Genomic DNA, 18,726 nt, shown 5'->3' with positions numbered 1-18,726 from the left:
CTACTCCGCCGCCTCCAGCGGGGCGATGCGCCGACTCTGGCGGGCCTGTTCCGAATATTCCTCCTGCCAGTCCGATGGTCCGTTGGAGGGCGCTATCTGGACCGCCGTCACCTTGTATTCGGGACAATTGGTGGCCCAGTCCGAAAACTCGGTCGTGACCACATTGGCCTGCGTGTTGGGGTGGTGGAAGGTCGTATAGACCACGCCCGGCGCCACGCGTTCGGTGATAAGCGCGCGCAGGGTCGTCTCGCCGGCCCGGCTCTGGATCTTCACCCAGTCGCCTTCGCGCACGCCGCGCTGCTCGGCATCGTGGGGATGGATCTCGAGCCGATCCTCGTGATGCCAGGCGACATTTTCGGTGCGCCGCGTCTGCGCGCCGACATTGTACTGCGACAGGATACGACCGGTCGTGAGCAGCAGCGGAAAACGCGGTCCCGTCTTCTCGTCGGTCGCGACATATTCGGTGCGGATGAACTTGCCCTTGCCGCGCACGAAGCCATCGATATGCATGACCGGAGTGCCCAACGGCGCCTTCTCGTTGCACGGCCACTGGACGGAGCCCTCCCGCTCCAGAAGCTCGTAATTGACGCCGGCGAAGGAGGGCGTGGTCGCCGCGATCTCGGCCATGATCTCGGAGGGATGCTGGTAGTTCCAGTCCCGGCCGAGTGCGCGGGCGAGCTCCTGGGTCACCTCCCAGTCGGCAAGACCGTTCTTGGGCGCCATCACCTTGCGCACGCGGTTGATGCGGCGCTCCGCATTGGTGAAGGTGCCGTCCTTTTCCAGGAAGGTCGAGCCCGGCAGGAAGACATGGGCGTAGTTGGCGGTCTCGTTGAGGAAGAGGTCGTGGACGACCACGCATTCCATCGCCGCCAGGCCTTCCGCCACGTGGCGCGTGTTGGGATCGGACTGGAGGATGTCCTCGCCCTGCACATAGATGCCCTTGAAGGTGCCCTCGACGGCGGCGTCCAGCATGTTGGGAATGCGCAGGCCGGGTTCGGGGCTGAGTTCGACGTCCCACAAGGCCTGGTAGATCTCGCGGGCGGCGTCCTCCGACATGTGGCGGTAGCCCGGCAGCTCGTGCGGGAAGGAACCCATGTCACAGGCGCCCTGGACGTTGTTCTGGCCTCTGAGCGGGTTCACGCCGACGCCCGGCCGGCCGATATTGCCGGTCAGCATGGCCAGATTGGCGATCGCCATCACCGTGGTCGAGCCCTGGCTGTGCTCGGTGACGCCAAGGCCATAATAGATCGCACCATTGCCCCCGGTCGCAAACAGCCGCGCCGCCTCACGCACGCTCTCAGCGGGCACGCCGGTCGTGGCTTCCATGGCTTCGGGGCTGCGGGTCTCTTCCGAAACGAAGGCGGCGTAGTCCTCGAATTCCGACCAGTCGCAGCGCTCGCGCACGAACGCCTCGTCGAACAGGCCCTCGGTGACGATCACATGGGCAAGCGACGTCAGCAGCGCGACATTGGTGCCGGGCCGCAGCGGCAGATGGTGTGCAGCCTCGATATGCGGCTGGCGCACGAGGTCGATGCGGCGCGGATCTACGACGATCAGCTCGGCACCCTGGCGCAACCGCTTCTTCAGCCTGGAGGCAAAGACCGGGTGACCATCGGTCGGGTTGGCGCCGATGACCATGACGACGTCGGTCTGCTCAACGGAATCGAAATCCTGCGTGCCGGCCGAGGTGCCGAAGGTCTGCTTCAGGCCGTAGCCGGTCGGTGAGTGGCAGACGCGCGCGCAGGTGTCGACATTGTTGTTGCCGAAGCCCTGGCGGATCAGCTTCTGGACGAGATAGGTCTCCTCGTTGGTGCAGCGCGAGGAGGTGATGCCGCCGATGGCGCCCTTGCCGTACTGGTACTGGATGCGCCGGAACTCCGATGCCACATGGGCGAATGCCTCCTCCCAGGTGACCTCGCGCCAGGGATCGGTGATCTTCTCGCGGATCATAGGGTTGAGGATGCGGTCGGTGTGCGAAGCATAGCCATAGGCGAAGCGGCCCTTGACGCAGGAATGGCCGCGATTGGCCTTGCCGTCCTTGTACGGCACCATGCGTACCAGCTCGTCGCCACGCATCTCCGCCTTGAAGGAGCAGCCGACGCCGCAATAGGCGCAGGTGGTGACGACCGAGCGATCGGGCTGGCCGATTTCGATGACGGACTTCTCCCGCAACGTGGCTGTCGGGCAGGCCTGCACGCAGGCGCCGCAGGACACGCACTCGGATTCCAGGAACGCCTCATGCATGCCGGCCGAAACCCGGCTTTCGAAGCCACGGCCCTCAATGGTCAGCGCGAAGGTGCCCTGCACCTCCTCGCAGGCGCGAACGCAGCGCGAGCACACGATGCATTTCGACGGATCGTAGGTGAAATACGGGTTCGACTCGTCCTTCGGCATCCAGTGGAAATTCGCTGAGCCGTCCTGACGGTCCCTGGCGAAGACATGGTTCTCGCCGTCATTGCCGTAGCGCACGTCACGCAGGCCGACGACGCCGGCCATATCCTGCAGCTCGCAGTCGCCATTGGCGGAGCAGGTGAGGCAGTCCAGCGGGTGATCGGAGATGTAGAGCTCCATCACGCCGCGACGGATGTCCTTCAGCCGGCCGGTCTGGGTGTGCACGACCATGCCGTCGGAGACCGGCGTGGTGCAGGAGGCAGGCGTGCCGTTGCGGCCCTCGATCTCGACCAAGCAGAGCCGGCATGAGCCGAAGGCGTCCACCATGTCGGTTGCGCAGAGCTTCGGGATCGCGATGCCGGCCTCCACCGAGGCGCGCATGACCGACGTGCCCTCGGGAACGGAGATGGTGTGGCCATCGACCGTCAGCGTGATCTGCTTCTCGGCTTTCGAGGCGGGGGTGCCAAAGTCGATTTCCTGAATGAGACCCATGGTGGTTCTCCTATTCCGCTGCTTCCGCGACGAGGCGCGGCTTGAAATCGTCGGGGAAGTGGGTGAGCGCGCTCATCACCGGATAGGGGGTAAACCCGCCCAGAGCGCAAAGGGATCCGAACTTCATCGTGTTGCACAGGTCGGTGATGACCTCGATCTGCCTGTCGGGCTCGATGCCGGCGGCCAGCTTGTCGAGCGTCTCGGTCCCGCGCACCGAACCGATGCGGCAGGGCGTGCACTTGCCGCAGCTCTCGATGGCGCAGAACTCCATGGCAAAGCGCGCCTGCTTGAGCATGTCGGCGGTGTCGTCGAACACGACCAGCCCCGCATGGCCGATGAGCCCTTCCTTGGCGCTATAGGCCTCGTAGTCGAAGGGGATGTCGAAATAGGAGGGCGGGAAAAAGGCGCCGAGTGGTCCGCCGATCTGGACCGCCTTGACCGGCCGACCGGAGGCCGTACCGCCGCCGATTTCGTTGACGATCTCGCCCAGGGTCAGGCCGAAGGCTGCCTCGAACAGGCCGCCATGCTTGACGTTGCCGGCGATCTGGATGGGGATCGTGCCGCGCGAGCGGCCCATGCCGAAATCGCGGTAGAACGCGGCGCCCTTGTCCATGATGACCGGCACGGAGGCGAGCGATATGACGTTGTTGACCACGGTTGGCTTGCCGAACAGACCCTGGATCGCCGGAAGCGGCGGCTTGGCGCGCACAACGCCGCGCTTGCCCTCGAGCGAGTTGAGCAGCGACGTCTCCTCGCCGCAGACATAGGCGCCCGCGCCGACGCGCACTTCCATGTCGAAGAGGTGCTGCGAGCCCAGAACGTTCCACCCGAGCACGCCTTCCTTGCGGGCAATCTCGATGGCCGCGTTCATGACGCGGATGGCGTGCGGATATTCGGAGCGCAGATAGACATAACCCTTGGTCGCGCCCACCGCGATGCCGGCGATTGCCATGCCTTCGATCAGGACGAAGGGATCGCCTTCCATAATCATGCGGTCGGCGAAGGTGCCGCTGTCGCCTTCGTCGGCGTTGCAGACAATGTATTTGTGGCTCGCCGGCGCGTCGTGCACCGTCTGCCACTTGATGCCGGTCGGGAAGCCCGCGCCGCCCCGGCCGCGCAGCCCGGACTCGGTGACCTGCTTGACGATGTCGAGCGGCGGCATGACGACGGCCTTCTCGAGGCCTTTCAGGCCGCCATGGGCGCGGTAATCGTCGAGCGACAGCGGGTCGGTGACGCCGCAGCGCGCAAAGGTGAGACGGGTCTGTTTCGCCAGGAACGGTAGCTGTTCGGGATCTCCAAGCGACAGGGCATGCGTGCCGCCCGAAAGGAAATCGCTCTCGAAGAGGGAAGCGACGTCCTTGGTTCGCACCGGACCATAGGCAACGCGCCCCCGTTCGGTCGCCACCTCCACCATCGGCTCCAGCCAGTAGAGCCCGCGCGAACCGTTGCGCACGATCCTGGCCTCGATGCCGCGGGCAGCAAGCTCGGCCTTCATGGCCGTGGCAACCTTTTCGGCGCCCAGCGCCAGGGCGCCGGAGTCGCCTGGAATGTAGATGACGGGGGTCATGCTCGCACCTCTGCGACGATCTCGTCGAGGGCTTCGTCGTCAAGCCGCCCGACAGGCACGCCATCGACGAGGGCCGCCGGGGCGCAGGCACACAGGCCGATGCAATAGATCGGGTCCAGCGTCACGGAGCCATCGGCAGTGGTTTCATTGAACGAGATGCCCAGCAAACGCTGAAGCTTCGCAGCGATCTGGTCGCCACCTACCGATTGGCACGCCTCGGCACGGCACAGCTTGATGACGTGGCGTCCGGCCGGCTGTTCCCGAAAGTCGTGATAGAAGGTCATGACGCCGTACACTTCGGCGCGCGACAGGTTCAGCGCTTCGGCGATCACCGGCAGGGTCTCCTGGGGGACGCAGCCGAACTCGTCCTGCATGCCATGGAGAATGGGAAGTAGCGGGCCTTCGCGCTCGATGTGCTCGGCGATCACGGCTTTGGCGCGCGCCTCGATCTGGGTACCTTGCGCCTGCATGATGCAGCGCCCTCCCTGTATACATGAACCTGTCGACAGGGGGCATGAGTGCGGCGAAACTGTGAAAAAATCAATAAAGCAAATTCGTCATTTGATAGAAAGTTTCTATCAAAGGGGGGTTCTGTATACAGCGTGGCCTAGCCGTCGAGATGGGATTGCCTGCGGGCCTCGGTGAGAAGGGCCGCCACGAGCGGCGTGTGGGGTTCGCGCTGCGCCGCCACCAGTCCGACCGTATGGCGGGCATCCGGCTCGACGATCGGAATAGCGCGGATCGGCTCGCCGAAGCCGAATGTCTCAGCCAGGTTGAGCGGCATGATCGACGACCATTTGCCGGTCCGTATATGCGAGAACAGCACGATCATCGAGTTGGATTCCAGCGTCGGTCGCGCCACCGATCCGGCCTCTGCCAGGTGCTGGTCAATCAGCCGTCTGTTCTGCATGTCGGGGGTGAGCAGGCAGAGCGGCAGTTCCCCGACTTCGGCCCAGCTGACGCGATCGCGATCGGAGAAGCTGTTCCCCGCGCCCGTGATGAGGTGATAACGCTCCTCGTAGAGCGGCACGGAGACGACACGGCCCAGCGGCTCGTTGTCGAGATAGGTGATGCCGGCATCGATGTCGAAATTGCCGAGCAGAGTCAGTACCTCGACCGAAGTCCTTGAAAGGATGGAGAACGTCACGCCGGGATGTTCCTCGCGAAACGGTGTCGTCAGCCTCGCGACCATGGCCAGCGCGGTCGGGATCGCGGCAATGCGCAGCCGGCCGGAAAGACCATGGCGCGCGGCGCGCATCTCCTCCTTCATGGTGCGCGCATCGCCGGTGATACGGCGTGCCCAGGCGAGAACCTGCTCGCCCTCCGGTGTCAGCCCCTGGAAGCGCGAGCCGCGCTTGACCAGCATGACGCCGAGTTCCCCCTCAAGCTGCTTGATGGCTGCCGAAAGTGTGGGCTGGGTGATGCCGAGCTCTTCGGCTGCTCGGCCGAAATGCTGCGCCCTGGCCAGCGCGATGAAGGATTCGAGCTTGTCTATCATGGGCCGACCCTAGTCTGGTCGGCGCGCAAGTTCCACGATGTTCTTGTCAGTCCTTCGCCACCCTTCAGGCCGCCGCTTGCTCCTGCTCGATCATCCCGCAATTGATCATCCAGGGCGTACCAAAGCGGTCCCTGACCATGCCGAACTGCCTGGCCCAGAAGGTCGGTCCATAGGGCATGACGATCGTGCCGGCCTCGGCGAAGGCGTCGAAGATGCGCTGGGCGCGCGCCTCGTCATCGATCTGGATGGAAACCCAGAACCCGTTCATCGTCGCGTCGCCCGTGTGGGGCGGCGCGTCGCAGCCCATCAGTTCCTGCTGGCCGAACACCATATGCGCGTTCATGATCTTGTCGTCCCAGTCCGGGTCCATCCCGGACCCGCCCGGCGCCTCGCCGAAGGTGAAGATTCCGGTTATCTCGCCGTCCAGCAGCTTCGCGTAGAACTCGAACGCCTCGCGGCAATCACCCTTGAAGTTCAGATAGGGAACGAATCTCATCTGCTAACCTCCTGTTTGCCGATTCAAATCCGGTCTCCGCGATGGGCGGCTTCGAGCTGCGCGACGTCGATCTTGACCATCTGCAGCATCGCCTTCATCGCGCGTTCGGCCTTTTTGGGATCGGGGTCGCCGATTAGGCTGGGCAGGGCCTCGGGTATGATCTGCCAGCACAGGCCGTAGCGGTCCTTCAGCCAGCCGCATTGCTGCGGCTTGCCGCCGCCATCCAGCAGCCGGTCCCAGTAATAGTCGACTTCGGCCTGGTCCTTGCAGTTCACATAGAGCGAGATGGCCTCGGTGAACTGGAATTGCGGCCCGCCATTCAGCGCCATGAGTTTCTGCCCCGCCAGTTCGAACTGGCCAAGAAAGAACTTTCCGTTCTGCCGCTGCACGTCGCTTATCCGCGCATCGGGGAAGATCGAGGCATAGAACGCGATCGCGTCCTCGGCATCGTCGTTGAACCAGAGAAAGGGCGTGATGCTGGCCATGGGCTCCTCCTTCTTTGCTATTGCGTGCGAAGGACGGGACAGGGCCCGGCGATCCGACACATCGACGCAATTCTTTTTCCGATGGTGGCGCTGTCGCTGGCTCTGGTCGCCGCGCGTTTCATGGATATATGATCAAGCAGATAACGCGGTCGACGAAGGGAGGTATTCGCCGGCATGCAGCAAAAACATAAGCTCCGATTCCACGTGCCGGAGCCCGAAGTCCGCCCGGGCGACCAGCCCGACTTCTCCAACGTCAAGATTCCGCGCGCCGGCACCGTGCCGCGTCCCGAGGTCGATGCCGACCCGCGCGACATGCGCGACCTGGCCTATTCCATCATCCGGGTTCTCAACCGCGACGGTGAGGCGGTCGGCCCCTGGGCCGGGACGCTGACGCCCGACGAATTGCTCGACGGTCTCAAGCACATGATGACGCTGCGCGCCTTCGATGCGCGCATGCAGACCGCGCAACGCCAGGGCAAGACCTCCTTCTACATGCAGCATATGGGCGAGGAGGCCGTCTCCTGCGCCTTCCGCCGCGCCCTCGACGATGGCGACATGAACTTCCCGACCTATCGCCAGGCCGGGCTGCTCATCGCGGGTGGTTATCCGATGGTCGACATGATGAACCAGATCTATTCCAACGAGGCTGATCCGCTGAAAGGCAGGCAGCTTCCGGTTCTCTATTCCTCGAAGGAGTACGGCTTCTTCTCCGTCTCCGGCAATCTCGGCACCCAGTACATCCAGGCCGTCGGCTGGGCCATGGCCTCCGCCATCAAGGGCGACACCCGGATCGCCGCCGGCTGGATCGGCGACGGCTCGACCGCCGAAAGCGACTTTCACGCGGCCCTCGTCTTCGCCTCCACCTACAAGGCGCCCGTCGTGCTCAACATCGTCAACAACCAGTGGGCGATCTCGACCTTCCAGGGCATCGCGCGCGGCGGCTCCGGCACCTTTGCCGCTCGGGGCTTGGGCTTCGGCATCGCCGCGCTCAGGGTCGACGGCAATGACTATCTGGCGGTCCACGCGGTCGCCAAATGGGCGGTCGAGCGCGCGCGGCGCAATCTCGGGCCCACCCTCATCGAGCACGTGACCTACCGCGTCGGTGCGCACTCCACATCCGATGATCCCTCCGCCTATCGGCCAAAGACCGAATCCGATTCCTGGCCGCTGGGCGATCCGGTGATCCGGCTGAAGAACCATCTGATCAAGATCGGTGCCTGGAGCGAGGAACGGCACGTCCAGGCCGAGGCGGAGGTCAAGGACACCATCATCGCCGCGCAGAAGGAGGCCGAAAAGCACGGCACGCTGCATTCGGGCGGCAAGCCTTCGGCGCGCGACATGTTCGAGGGCGTCTATGCCGACATGCCGGCTCATCTCAGGCGCCAGCGCCAGAAGGCGGGGATCTAGCCGATGCCGCGCATGACCATGATCGAGGCCATCCGCGATGCGATGGACGTCTCCATGGGCCGCGACGAGGACGTGGTCGTGTTCGGCGAGGATGTCGGCTATTTCGGCGGCGTCTTCCGCTGTACCGCGGGTCTGCAGCAGAAATACGGAACGCATCGCTGTTTCGACGCGCCGATCTCGGAGCTCGGAATTGTGGGCGCCGCCATCGGCATGGCGGCCTATGGGCTGAAGCCCTGCATCGAGGTGCAGTTCGCCGACTACGTCTATCCCGCCTACGACCAGATCGTCTCCGAGGCCGCCCGCATCCGCTACCGCTCGGCCGGCCAGTTCACATGCCCGATGGTCATCCGCATGCCGACCGGCGGCGGCATTTTCGGCGGCCAGACCCACAGCCAGAGCCCGGAGGCGCTGTTCACCCATGTCAGCGGGTTGAAGGTCGTTGTCCCCTCCAACCCGGTGGATGCGAAAGGCCTTTTGATCGCGGCAATAGAGGACCCCGACCCGGTCATCTTCCTGGAACCCAAGCGGCTCTATAACGGCCCCTTCGATGGCCATCCCGACCGTCCCGTCACGCCATGGTCGAAGCATCCGCTGGGTGAGGTCGGCGAGGGGCATTTCGCCACCCCGCTCGGCAAGGCGATCGTGCGTCGGCAAGGGGCAGCCGTCTCGGTTCTGGCCTATGGGACGATGGTGCATGTCTCGGAAGCCGCCGCCCGGGAAGCCGGAATCGATGCCGAGATCATCGATCTCAGAACGCTCCTGCCGCTGGACCTCGAGACCATTGTGGCCTCGGTCAAGAAGACCGGGCACTGTGTCATAGTGCATGAGGCGACACTCACCTCGGGTTTCGGGGCGGAACTCGCGGCGCTTGTCCAGGAGCACTGCTTCTATCACCTTGAGGCGCCGATCGCCCGGGTGACCGGCTGGGACACGCCCTATCCGCATGCCCAGGAGTGGGACTATTTCCCCGGACCGGCGCGCATCGCCAGGGCCCTTGTCGAAGTGATGGAGGCCGCGTGATGGGCGAACACACCATCAAGCTGCCGGATGTCGGCGAAGGCGTCGCCGAAGCCGAACTGGTCGAGTGGCACGTCAAGGTCGGCGACCCGGTTCGCGAGGACGACGTCGTGGCTGCGGTGATGACCGACAAGGCGACCGTGGAAATACCGACGCCCGTCGACGGCGAGATCATCTGGCTTGGTGCCGAAGTCGGCGATGTCGTGGCCGTGGGCTCTCCGCTGGTGCGCATCGGTATCGCAGGGGAGGGCACCCGATCGGCGGAACCGGCTGCTGACGCTGCCGATCCGATGGATGACGGCCAGGGCGAGGCACCCATCGCAGAAGGCATGGCCCCCGAGGGTGAGCACCTGCCGCCACCGTCAAAGGAGGACGTGGTGGAGGCGAGGCTTCCCCAGCCATCCGAGGCCGACCGGACGCGTGTCGCACAGCGTGCTCCCGCCGAAAAGCCGGTTGCGTCGCCGGCGGTGAGGCTGCGCGCCCGCGAGGCTGGCATCGATCTGCGCCAGCTCGCGGGAACGGGTCCGGCAGGCCGCATCACCCACGAGGATCTCGACGCGTTCGCATCCACTGGCCCTTCCACAACTGCGGGCCCGGCACTCTTGCGCGACAGTTCCATCACCGAGGTCAAGGTCACGGGCCTGCGCCGTCGCATCGCCGAAAAGATGACGCTCGCGAAATCTAAGATCCCTCACATCACCTATGTGGAGGAGGTCGATGTCACCGAATTGGAGCATCTGCGAGGCAAGCTCAACCGCGAGAAGCAGGGAGAGACGAGATCCAAGCTGACCCTGCTCCCCTTCCTCGTGCGGGCGATCGTCAAGGCGGTGGGCGAGCAGCCCGGCATCAATGCGCTCTTCGACGACGAGGCCGGCATCGTCCATCGCCATGGCGGCGTCCATGTCGGCATTGCGACGCAGACCCCGTCGGGCCTGATGGTACCCGTCCTGCATCACGCGGAAGCTCGCGACATATTCGGATGCGCGGCCGAGATTTCCCGGCTTGCTGAAGCGGCCCGCGATGGCTCGGCACGACGCGAGGAACTGTCGGGTTCCACCATCACCATCACGTCTCTGGGTCCGATGGGGGGCATAGTCACCACGCCCGTCATCAATCATCCCGAGGTGGCCATCGTCGGGGTGAACAAAATCGCCGTCCGGCCGCATTGGGATGGCTCGCAATTCATCCCGCGTCGCATGATGAACCTCTCCTGCGGTTTCGATCACCGGGTGGTCGACGGGTGGGATGCCGCCACCTTCGTCCAGCGGCTGAAGACGCTGCTCGAGACACCCGCGCTGATCTTCGTGGAGTAGGCTGATGAAGGAAATCTCATGCAGGCTGCTCGTGATCGGCGCCGGTCCAGGGGGATACGTATGTGCGATTCGCGCCGGGCAGCTGGGCATCGACACGGTGATCGTGGAGGCAGGCCAGGTGGGCGGCGCCTGTCTCAATGTCGGCTGCATCCCGTCAAAGGCGCTGATCCACGTGGCTGGAGAATATGAAAAGGTTGCCGGGCTGGCAGCCGGAGACAGCCCGCTTGGTATCGGCTTGAGCGATCCCAGCTTCGATCTTTCCCGTGCGGTCGAATGGAAGGATGGCATTGTGGGTCGTCTCACCACCGGCGTCAGCGGCCTTCTCAAGAAAGCCAAGGTCAAGATCGTGCACGGCCATGCGCGTTTCAGGGATGGCAAGACGGTCGAGGTCGAGTCGGAGACCGGCAGGCAGGTCATCCGCGCCGAGAACGTGGTGATCGCCACCGGTTCGCGTCCGAGCGAACTCTCCGGTCTTCCCTTCGGCGGCAAGATCATCTCCTCAAGCGAAGCTCTTTCGCTGACCGCGCTGCCAGGATCGCTGGCGGTTCTGGGGGCCGGCTATATCGGGCTGGAGCTGGGTATGGCCTTTGCGCGTCTGGGAACCAGCGTGACGATCGTGGAAGCGGAAGAGCGTATTCTGCCGCGCTACGACCCGGAACTCACCCGGCCGGTCGAGAAGCGGCTCGGGGAACTCGGCGTCGAGTTGATGCTTGGCGCCAGGGCGCGCGGGCTATCGTCCCGCGAGGGCGTGCTCCTCGTCGAAACCGCTCAGGGCGAGGAGGCCCGGCTGGCCTGCGACAACGTTCTGGTGACGGTAGGACGCAGGCCGGTCACGGATGGGTGGGGTCGCGAAGAGCTCGTCCTCGACATGGATGGGCGTTTCATCCGGGTCGACGAAGGCTGCCAGACCTCCATGCGGGGCATATATGCCATTGGCGACGTTACCGGCGAGCCGATGCTGGCACACCGCGCCATGGCTCAAGGAGAAATGGTCGCCGAGATCGTGGCCGGCCATCGTCGGCTGTGGGACAAGCGCTGCATCCCGGCCGTCTGCTTTACCGACCCCGAGATCGTGACGGTTGGACTGTCGCCGGAGGAGGCCCGTGAAGCCGGACGGGAAATCCGCGTCGCCCAGTTTCCCTTCACGGCCAATGGCCGCGCCATGACCATGCAGGCGGAGGAAGGCTTCGTGCGGATCGTGGCCCGCGCGGACAATCACCTGGTGTTGGGCATCCAGGCGGTCGGCCACGGGGTTGCAGAGCTGTCGTCCGCCTTCGCGCTCGCGCTCGAGATGGGCGCGCGGCTGGAAGACATCGCTGGCACGATCCACGCACATCCCACGCAGGGCGAGGCCTTTCACGAGGCGGCCCTGCGCGCTTTGGGCCACCCGCTGCACATCTGAGCTGTCTGGCCGCGCCTCTATTTCTTGGCGGTGCCGTCCTTGTTGAACAGGCCAGGCACCATGCTCGCCAGTTCCATCGGGAAGGGGAAGACGATGGTCGAGTTCTTCTCGCCGGCGATGAAGTTGAGCGAGGAGAGATAGCGAAGCTGCATGGCTTCGGGCCGCCTGCCGAGGATTTCGGCCGCTTCCAGAAGCTTGGCCGCGGCCTGCTGCTCGCCCTCGGCATTGATGACCCGGGCACGCCGCTCGCGCTCGGCCTCGGCCTGGCGGGCAATGGCGCGGATCATGCTCTCATTGATGTCGACATGCTTGATCTCGACATTCGCCACCTTGATGCCCCAGGCATCGGTCTGCGCGTCCAGGATCTCCTGAATGTCGTTGTTGAGCTTGTCGCGTTCCGACAGCATTTCGTCCAGCTCATGCTTGCCCAGTACCGAGCGCAGCGTGGTCTGCGCCAGTTCCGATGTCGCCTGCATGTAGTTCTCGACCTGGATGGTCGCTTTTTCCGGGTCGATGACGCGGAAATAGATCACCGCATTGACGCGGACTGAGACGTTGTCCTGGCTGATCACGTCCTGGCTGGGCACGTCGAGGACCAGCGTGCGCAGGTCGATGCGGACCATCTGTTGGATGTAGGGGATCAGCAGGATCAGGCCGGGGCCTTTGGTGCCCGTGAAGCGGCCGAGGGTGAAGACGACGCCGCGTTCGTATTCTCGCAGAATTTTGACGGCCGAGCCAAGGATGGCCAGCAGAATGACGAGTATGACGACGTAGAAGATGAGGTCGCCGAAAATATCCATGGTGTCGCTCCTGTCGGTCTGGTCCGGCAGTTCGTCAGCCGGTCGGGGTCTCTTGCGCCCCTTGGGTGTCTATCTTGAGGGTCAGCCCGTCGAGTGCGACGACGCGCACCGGCTGCCCGGGAATCATCGCCTGATCGGCAGTTGCCTGCCAGCGTTCTCCGTGCACGAAGACGTGGCCCTTCTGTCCCTTCCAGTCGAGGACTTCGGCCATTGCGCCGATCAGTTCCTCGCGGCCGCTGACCACCTTTGAGCGGGTCGAACGCAAGGCGAGGCGTGCGATAATGAGCGTCAGGATGAGGCTCGATGCCGCGACGCCGCCGATGACGGCCCAGGAGATTTCGATTCCGGGCACGTCGGTGTCGAAGAGGATCGCCGCGCCGAGCACGAAGGCGATCGCGCCACCGATGCCCAATATCCCGAACGAGGGTGCGAAGGCTTCCGCTACCATCAGTATAAGGCCCAGGATGAGAAGCCCGACGCCGGCATAGCTGACCGGTAGGACGGCGAGCGAGTAGAGGCCCAGGATGAGGCTGATGCCGCCGATCGTGCCGGGCACCAGTGTCCCGGGATTCATGAACTCGAAGATCAGCCCGTATACACCCACCATCATGAAGATCAGGGCCACATTAGGGTTCGTTATGATGGCCAGAAGCTGCGTTCGCCAGTCGGGCTCCACCACTTCGATCGTAAGCCCCCGGGTCTCGAGCACCGTCTCCGCCTGCCCGAGCTGGATCGTCATCCCATGTGATTTCTCGAGCAGGTCCTCGACCGAGGTTGCCGTGAAGTCGATGACGTTTTCCCGGCTGGCAGCGCTGGATGTCAGCGTGGCCGCCTCGCGCACGGCGCGTTCTGCCCAGTCGGCGTTGCGACCGCGCATCTCGGCCAGCCCGCGGATATAGGCAACGGCATCGTTGATGGCCTTGGCCTCCTGCGCGCTGGCCGGCGGACGGGCGGTGCCACCTGAATCATCCTCACCCTCGTCGTCCCTGCCGCCGAATGGCATGCCGCCACCGCCGATCGCCACCGGCGTGGCCGCGCCCAGATGCGTGCTGGGCGCCATGGCGGCGACGTGGCTGGCATAGAGAATATAGGTTCCGGCACTCGCCGCCCGCGCGCCGCTCGGGGCGACATAGGTCGCGACTGGTATGGGAGAATCGATAATTGCCCGGATGATCTGGCGCATCGAACTGTCGAGGCCGCCTGGCGTGTCCATTTCGATGATGACGATGCCTGCGTCACGCTCTGCCGCGCCATTAATACCGCGGATGATGTAGTCGGCACTGGCTGGCGTAACGGCGCCTTCGAATTTGAGAACTACGGCCGTCCGTTCGCTGCCTGAGGCCACTATGCCCCAGGCGCCCAGCAACGCCAGCATCGCCAGTACGAGGATGCGCGAGACCCTGAGAACGGACATGGGTCTTTGCATGGTCCGGACAGTGTTCGTCATGCTCACTATATATTTCAGTTGCCGCCAAATATAAGGGGCTGCGACCGTATGGGCTTGCCGACAGGGCAACCCTCCCGATACCAGCATGCCTGGACGGTCTGGGAGAAGTGAATGCTGGAGGCCCTTGAGGGTTGGTGGCCTTACATCGTGGCGATGGCGAGCGGCGTGATCGGAATCACCGCTGCCATTCACGCCGCCATGACGAAGGAGGACCCTCGCGCCGCCATCGCCTGGGTCGGCGTGATTCTGCTTTCGCCGTTTGTGGGCGCGGGGCTCTATCTCGTGGCCGGCATCAATCGCATCCGCCGCGTGTCGATCGGCAATAAGCGTTTCCGCGCCGAAAGCAGGCATCATCGTGCCCTCCATGGCGCGGGGGCTTCGACGGGCCTTATCCCGCCCGAGGCACGCTTCCAATCCATGAAGAAGCTGGGCGACCGGGTCGCGCCCTTTCCCCTGATCGGGGGGAACCAAATCGAGCCTCTGGTGGGAGGCGATGCGGCCTATCCCGCGATGCTGGAGGCCATCCGCTCGGCCAGGCGGCATATCGCTCTTTCCAGTTACATCTTCGACAATGACGGGATGGGGCGGCAATTCGCCGACGCGCTCGTGGCGGCTCGGCAGCGAGGCGTCGAGGTGCGCGTGCTGATCGACGCGGTGGGCGCGCGCTATTCGCGGCCGCCCATTATTGGCGCCTTGCGTGAGGGGGGCGTTTCAGCCGAACTCTTCCTCGGCGCATTGCTGGGGCTGAGGCTGCCCTATGCCAATCTGCGCAATCACCGCAAGATCATGGTTGTTGACGGTGAGACAAGCTTCACGGGTGGGATGAACATCCGGGCAGGATTCCACAGCGACTTCGCTGGCGCGGCGGTCGGTCGCGACATGCATTTCAGGGTGCGCGGTCCCGTCGTCGATCAGTTACTCGCGGTCTTCGCCGACGACTGGAGTTTCACCACCGGCGAGACGCTGGAGGGCGAGGCCTGGATGGGGGGGACAGCCAGACCGGTGGGCAAGTCGGCTGCGCGCTGCATCGTCTCCGGTCCCGACAGCTATCTCGCCGCCACCCACACGATGGTGATGGGCGCGATCTCGGTTGCCCGCCACCGTATCGCGATCTGCTCGCCCTATTTCCTGCCCGATCAGCAGCTCATTGGCGCCATCGGTGTCGCGGCTCGGCGCGGCGTGGAAGTGGACATCGTCATACCGGCTGCCAACAATCTGCGACTGGTCGACTTCGCGATGACGGCGCAGCTCGATCAGGTGGTTGCGGCGGGCTGTCGCGTATGGCGCACGCGCGGCACCTTCGATCATGCCAAGCTCATGACAGTTGATGGAAACTGGGCTCTGCTCGGCTCGTCGAACCTCGATCCTCGCAGCCTGCGGCTGAACTTCGAACTCGACATGGAGGTCTTCGACGCGGACCTCGTTGCGGGGCTCGACGCCCATATCAGCGCGCGCATGGGCGATGCATGGCAGGAGACCCTGGAAACTCTGGGCGCGCGGCCATTCTGGAAGCGGCTGAGAAACCGTGTCGTATGGCTGGCCTCTCCCTATCTTTAGGAACCCGGAACCTTTCCCGCGAATTGGACCAATTGTGACTACGATTTGAGGCAACAATCAGCTTAGGCTCGCGCATGCAACGGATTCGCCACGGACGGAATGAATGAAGAGGACCAAGCGGTTGACGCCGCGGCTGCTGACCGCATTGCAACCCATGCAAGGCCCCTATCTTCGCGCTCCGGAGGAAGGTGGCCACCGCGGCGACTTCCTCATCGCTTCCTACAACATCCATAAATGCGTCGGCTCGGATGGCCGGTTTGACCCTGGCCGGATCGCGGAGGTCATCGCCGAAATCGATCCGGACGTCATCGCTCTGCAGGAGGCCGACAAGAGATTTGGCCGCCGCGACGGACTTCTCGACATGGAAGCGATCGAAAAGCGCACGGGCCTCGTGCCCGCCTCCGTCTCGACGCTCGCCAGCGGCCATGGCTGGCACGGCAATGCGCTTCTCTACCGCTCGGGCGCGATCACCGGTGTGGAGCGGCTGAAACTGCCGGGCGCCGAACCGCGCGGTGCCATCATCGTCGATCTGGAACTGGAAGCCTCGCCCCTGCGCATCATCGCGGCCCATCTCGGCTTGCTGCGCCATTCGCGCAAGCGTCAGCTGCAGGCCATCAAGGCCCAGGTGAAGACCGATGGCCCGCCGACCCTGATCCTGGGCGATCTCAACGAGTGGCGCATTGGGGATCGCTCATCGCTGCTCACGCTCGATCCGCATTTCGGTCCGGTGGGCGCGCCAGTGCCAAGCTTCCCGGCACAGTTCCCGGTCTTTGCCCTCGATCGCGTGTTGAGCAGCCCCGGTGGGCTGGTAACGCGCATTGAGGCGCACGATTCGCCGTTGGCACGCGTCGCCTCCGATCATCTGCCGATCAAGGCCACGATCGATCTCGCGCGGATCACGTCAGGAAACGGCCAGTTCCCTCGCGATCCCGCCCTGTAGGGCAAATCTTACAGGGGCCGTTTCACCCACTTTGAGATCACGCCGACGATGCCTTCGCGGAACAGCAGGACGGCGATGACGAAAATCGTGCCCTGCACGATGGTCACCCAGGCGCCCCACGTCGCGAGATAGTTCTGCATGGTCACGATGACCGTGGCGCCGACGATGGGGCCAAAAACGGTACCCATGCCGCCGATCAGGGTCATCAGCACCACTTCGCCAGACATCGTCCAGTGGACGTCCGTCAGCGAGGCGAGCTGGAAGACAAGCGCCTTGGTCGCACCCGCAAGTCCGGCGAAGCCTGCCGAGAGAACGAACACGGCAAGCTTGTAGCGGTTGGTGCGGTAGCCGAGCGAGATCGCGCGCGGCTCGTTCTCGCGGATCGCCTTCAGCACCTGCCCGAAGGGGGAGTGGATGATCCGGTAGATGAACAGGATGCCACCGAAGGTGATGGCCAGCACCACGAAATAGAGCGTGAAATCCGGGCGCAGATTGAGGAGCCCGAACAGATGGCCGCGCGGTACGGCCTGGATGCCATCCTCGCCGCCCGTAAAGGGCGCCTGAAGGGAGAAGAAGAAGACCATTTGCGCGAAAGCCAGCGTGACCATCGCGAAATAGATGCCCTGGCGGCGAATGGCGAGCGAGCCGATGAGCACGCCGAGGATCAAAGCCGCCCCGGTGCCGGCCAGGATGGCGAGTTCCGGCGTCAGGCCCCATACCTTTGCGGCATGGGCCGCGACATAGCTCGCCGCGCCGAAATAGGCAGCGTGGCCGAATGACAGCAACCCGCCGAAACCGAGCAGCAGGTTGAACGCGCAGGCAAACAGCGCGAAGCACAGCACCTTCATCAGGAAGACAGGGTAGAGGAAGAAGGGTGCGATCAGGCCGGCAACAAGCAGGGCGGCGAAGATCGCCATGTGCAGGGTCGACATGCCTTTCGCGCCCCGCTGGGCGACGGGTGCGACATTTGAGGTAGTCTGAACATCGACGGCCATCAGGCGGTCCTCCCGAACAGTCCGGCTGGCTTGATGAGCAGCACGATGGCCATGATGACGAATATGACGACGGCCGAGCCTTCAGGGTAGAAGACGCGGGTCAGACCCTCGACGAGCCCGAGGCCGAAACCGGTCACGATGGCGCCCAGGATCGATCCCATTCCGCCGATGACGACCACGGCGAACACCACGATGATCAACTCGGCACCCATGTTGGGGTTGAGCGAATAGATCGGCGCGGCAAGCACGCCGGCAAGCGCTGCCAGCGCCACGCCGAAACCGTAGGTGAGGGTGATCATCAGCGGCACGTTGAGGCCGAAGGCGCCCGTCAGCGTGGGGTTCTCGGTGGCGGCACGCAGATAGGCGCCGAGCCGCGTCTTCTCGATGACGAACCAGGTGCCGAAACAGACGATGACGGAGACGAGGATGATCCAGGCGCGATAGTTGGGCAGGAACATGAAACCGAGATTCTGGCCGCCGGAAAGTTGAGGCGGTATCGAGTAGGGCAGGCCGGATATGCCGAAATTGTTGCGCAGCACGCCCTGGATGATGAGCGCCAGGCCGAATGTCAGCAGCAGGCCGTAGAGATGGTCCAGGTGGTAGAGCCGCGATATGAAGAGTTTCTCGATCACGATGCCGGAGGCGCCGACGATCAGCGGGGCCAGGGGGAGGGCCCACCAGTAGCTCAGGCCGAAATAGTGCAGCAGCGCCCAGGTCACGAAGGCGCCGAGCATGTATTGCGCGCCATGGGTGAAGTTGATGATGTTGAGAAGGCCGAAGATGATCGCCAGGCCGAGGCTCAGCATCGCATAGAACGAGCCGTTGATCAGGCCCAGAAGCAACTGGCCGAAAAGGGCCTGTGGCGTAATTCCCAGTAGCTCGAACATGGCTGCGTCCTGCCGGAAGGATGACTTTGGGG

The 18,726-nt window shown here is 64.2% G+C and carries 16 protein-coding genes; 6 read left to right on the top strand and 10 right to left on the bottom strand.

Annotation, left to right across the window (positions count from 1 at the left end; genetic code table 11):
* The 6 genes from fdhF to GRZ55_RS09240 form a co-directional block, all read right to left on the bottom strand.
* Complete coding sequence (gene fdhF / locus GRZ55_RS09265; protein ID WP_169286609.1) at positions 1-2,883, bottom strand: formate dehydrogenase subunit alpha; 2,883 nt, start codon at positions 2,881-2,883, stop codon at positions 1-3.
* A gap of 10 nt (positions 2,884-2,893) precedes the next feature.
* Positions 2,894-4,450 (bottom strand): NADH-quinone oxidoreductase subunit NuoF, encoded by a 1,557-nt coding sequence (locus GRZ55_RS09260; protein ID WP_169286608.1) that lies wholly within the window; start codon positions 4,448-4,450, stop codon positions 2,894-2,896.
* A complete protein-coding gene (locus tag GRZ55_RS09255; protein ID WP_169286607.1) occupies positions 4,447-4,920 on the bottom strand; it encodes a formate dehydrogenase subunit gamma in 474 nt (157 codons plus the stop codon). Before GRZ55_RS09255 ends, GRZ55_RS09260 begins: the two co-directional genes overlap by 4 nt.
* Before the next feature lie 137 nt (positions 4,921-5,057).
* The gene (locus GRZ55_RS09250; protein ID WP_169286606.1) at positions 5,058-5,948 is read right to left on the bottom strand and encodes a LysR family transcriptional regulator; all 891 of its coding nucleotides are present in this window, start codon (positions 5,946-5,948) and stop codon (positions 5,058-5,060) included.
* A gap of 64 nt (positions 5,949-6,012) precedes the next feature.
* Positions 6,013-6,444, bottom strand: a complete 432-nt coding sequence (locus GRZ55_RS09245; RefSeq protein WP_169286605.1) for a VOC family protein — start codon at positions 6,442-6,444, stop codon at positions 6,013-6,015.
* Between the two features lie 23 nt (positions 6,445-6,467).
* Positions 6,468-6,929, bottom strand: coding sequence for a VOC family protein (locus tag GRZ55_RS09240; RefSeq protein WP_169286604.1), 462 nt, complete (start codon positions 6,927-6,929; stop codon positions 6,468-6,470).
* A 174-nt stretch (positions 6,930-7,103) separates the two neighbouring features.
* On the opposite strand from GRZ55_RS09240, the gene GRZ55_RS09235 reads away from it, so the two are divergent.
* The 4 genes from GRZ55_RS09235 to lpdA are packed head-to-tail and all read left to right on the top strand — an operon-like array spanning position 7,104 to position 12,068.
* Positions 7,104-8,336, top strand: a complete 1,233-nt coding sequence (locus tag GRZ55_RS09235; protein ID WP_169286603.1) for a 3-methyl-2-oxobutanoate dehydrogenase (2-methylpropanoyl-transferring) subunit alpha — start codon at positions 7,104-7,106, stop codon at positions 8,334-8,336.
* A gap of 3 nt (positions 8,337-8,339) precedes the next feature.
* Positions 8,340-9,356, top strand: a complete 1,017-nt coding sequence (locus GRZ55_RS09230; RefSeq protein WP_169286602.1) for an alpha-ketoacid dehydrogenase subunit beta — start codon at positions 8,340-8,342, stop codon at positions 9,354-9,356.
* Positions 9,356-10,666 (top strand): dihydrolipoamide acetyltransferase family protein, encoded by a 1,311-nt coding sequence (locus GRZ55_RS09225; protein WP_169286601.1) that lies wholly within the window; start codon positions 9,356-9,358, stop codon positions 10,664-10,666. Before GRZ55_RS09230 ends, GRZ55_RS09225 begins: the two co-directional genes overlap by 1 nt.
* Before the next feature lie 4 nt (positions 10,667-10,670).
* Positions 10,671-12,068, top strand: coding sequence for a dihydrolipoyl dehydrogenase (lpdA, locus tag GRZ55_RS09220; protein WP_169286600.1), 1,398 nt, complete (start codon positions 10,671-10,673; stop codon positions 12,066-12,068).
* Positions 12,069-12,085: 17 nt separating this feature from the next.
* On the opposite strand, the gene GRZ55_RS09215 is transcribed toward lpdA, so the two are convergent.
* Positions 12,086-12,868 (bottom strand): slipin family protein, encoded by a 783-nt coding sequence (locus GRZ55_RS09215; protein ID WP_169286599.1) that lies wholly within the window; start codon positions 12,866-12,868, stop codon positions 12,086-12,088.
* Positions 12,869-12,902: 34 nt separating this feature from the next.
* On the bottom strand, positions 12,903-14,282 hold the full coding sequence (locus tag GRZ55_RS09210; RefSeq protein WP_169286598.1) for a nodulation protein NfeD: 1,380 nt from the start codon (positions 14,280-14,282) through the stop codon (positions 12,903-12,905).
* A 144-nt stretch (positions 14,283-14,426) separates the two neighbouring features.
* Here GRZ55_RS09210 and GRZ55_RS09205 point away from each other — a divergent pair, with 144 nt between their 5' ends.
* Together GRZ55_RS09205 and GRZ55_RS09200 are read left to right on the top strand one after the other, a co-directional pair.
* The gene (locus GRZ55_RS09205; protein WP_169286597.1) at positions 14,427-15,872 is read left to right on the top strand and encodes a phospholipase D-like domain-containing protein; all 1,446 of its coding nucleotides are present in this window, start codon (positions 14,427-14,429) and stop codon (positions 15,870-15,872) included.
* A 154-nt stretch (positions 15,873-16,026) separates the two neighbouring features.
* Positions 16,027-16,812 carry an endonuclease/exonuclease/phosphatase family protein gene (locus GRZ55_RS09200; protein ID WP_246734642.1) on the top strand — a complete coding sequence of 262 codons (786 nt, stop codon included), beginning with the start codon at positions 16,027-16,029 and terminating at the stop codon, positions 16,810-16,812.
* An 8-nt stretch (positions 16,813-16,820) separates the two neighbouring features.
* On the opposite strand, the gene GRZ55_RS09195 is transcribed toward GRZ55_RS09200, so the two are convergent.
* Together GRZ55_RS09195 and GRZ55_RS09190 are read right to left on the bottom strand one after the other, a co-directional pair.
* Positions 16,821-17,729, bottom strand: a complete 909-nt coding sequence (locus tag GRZ55_RS09195) for a branched-chain amino acid ABC transporter permease (RefSeq protein WP_246734640.1) — start codon at positions 17,727-17,729, stop codon at positions 16,821-16,823.
* A gap of 77 nt (positions 17,730-17,806) precedes the next feature.
* Complete coding sequence (locus tag GRZ55_RS09190; protein WP_169286594.1) at positions 17,807-18,694, bottom strand: branched-chain amino acid ABC transporter permease; 888 nt, start codon at positions 18,692-18,694, stop codon at positions 17,807-17,809.
* Positions 18,695-18,726: the final 32 nt, after the last annotated feature.

It is taken from the genome of Chelativorans sp. ZYF759 (genome assembly GCF_012911015.1).
GTDB lineage: Bacteria > Pseudomonadota > Alphaproteobacteria > Rhizobiales > Rhizobiaceae > ZYF759.
The sequence above is the reverse complement of the archived record's forward strand: the minus strand, read 5'-3'. Positions and strand labels throughout refer to the sequence as shown.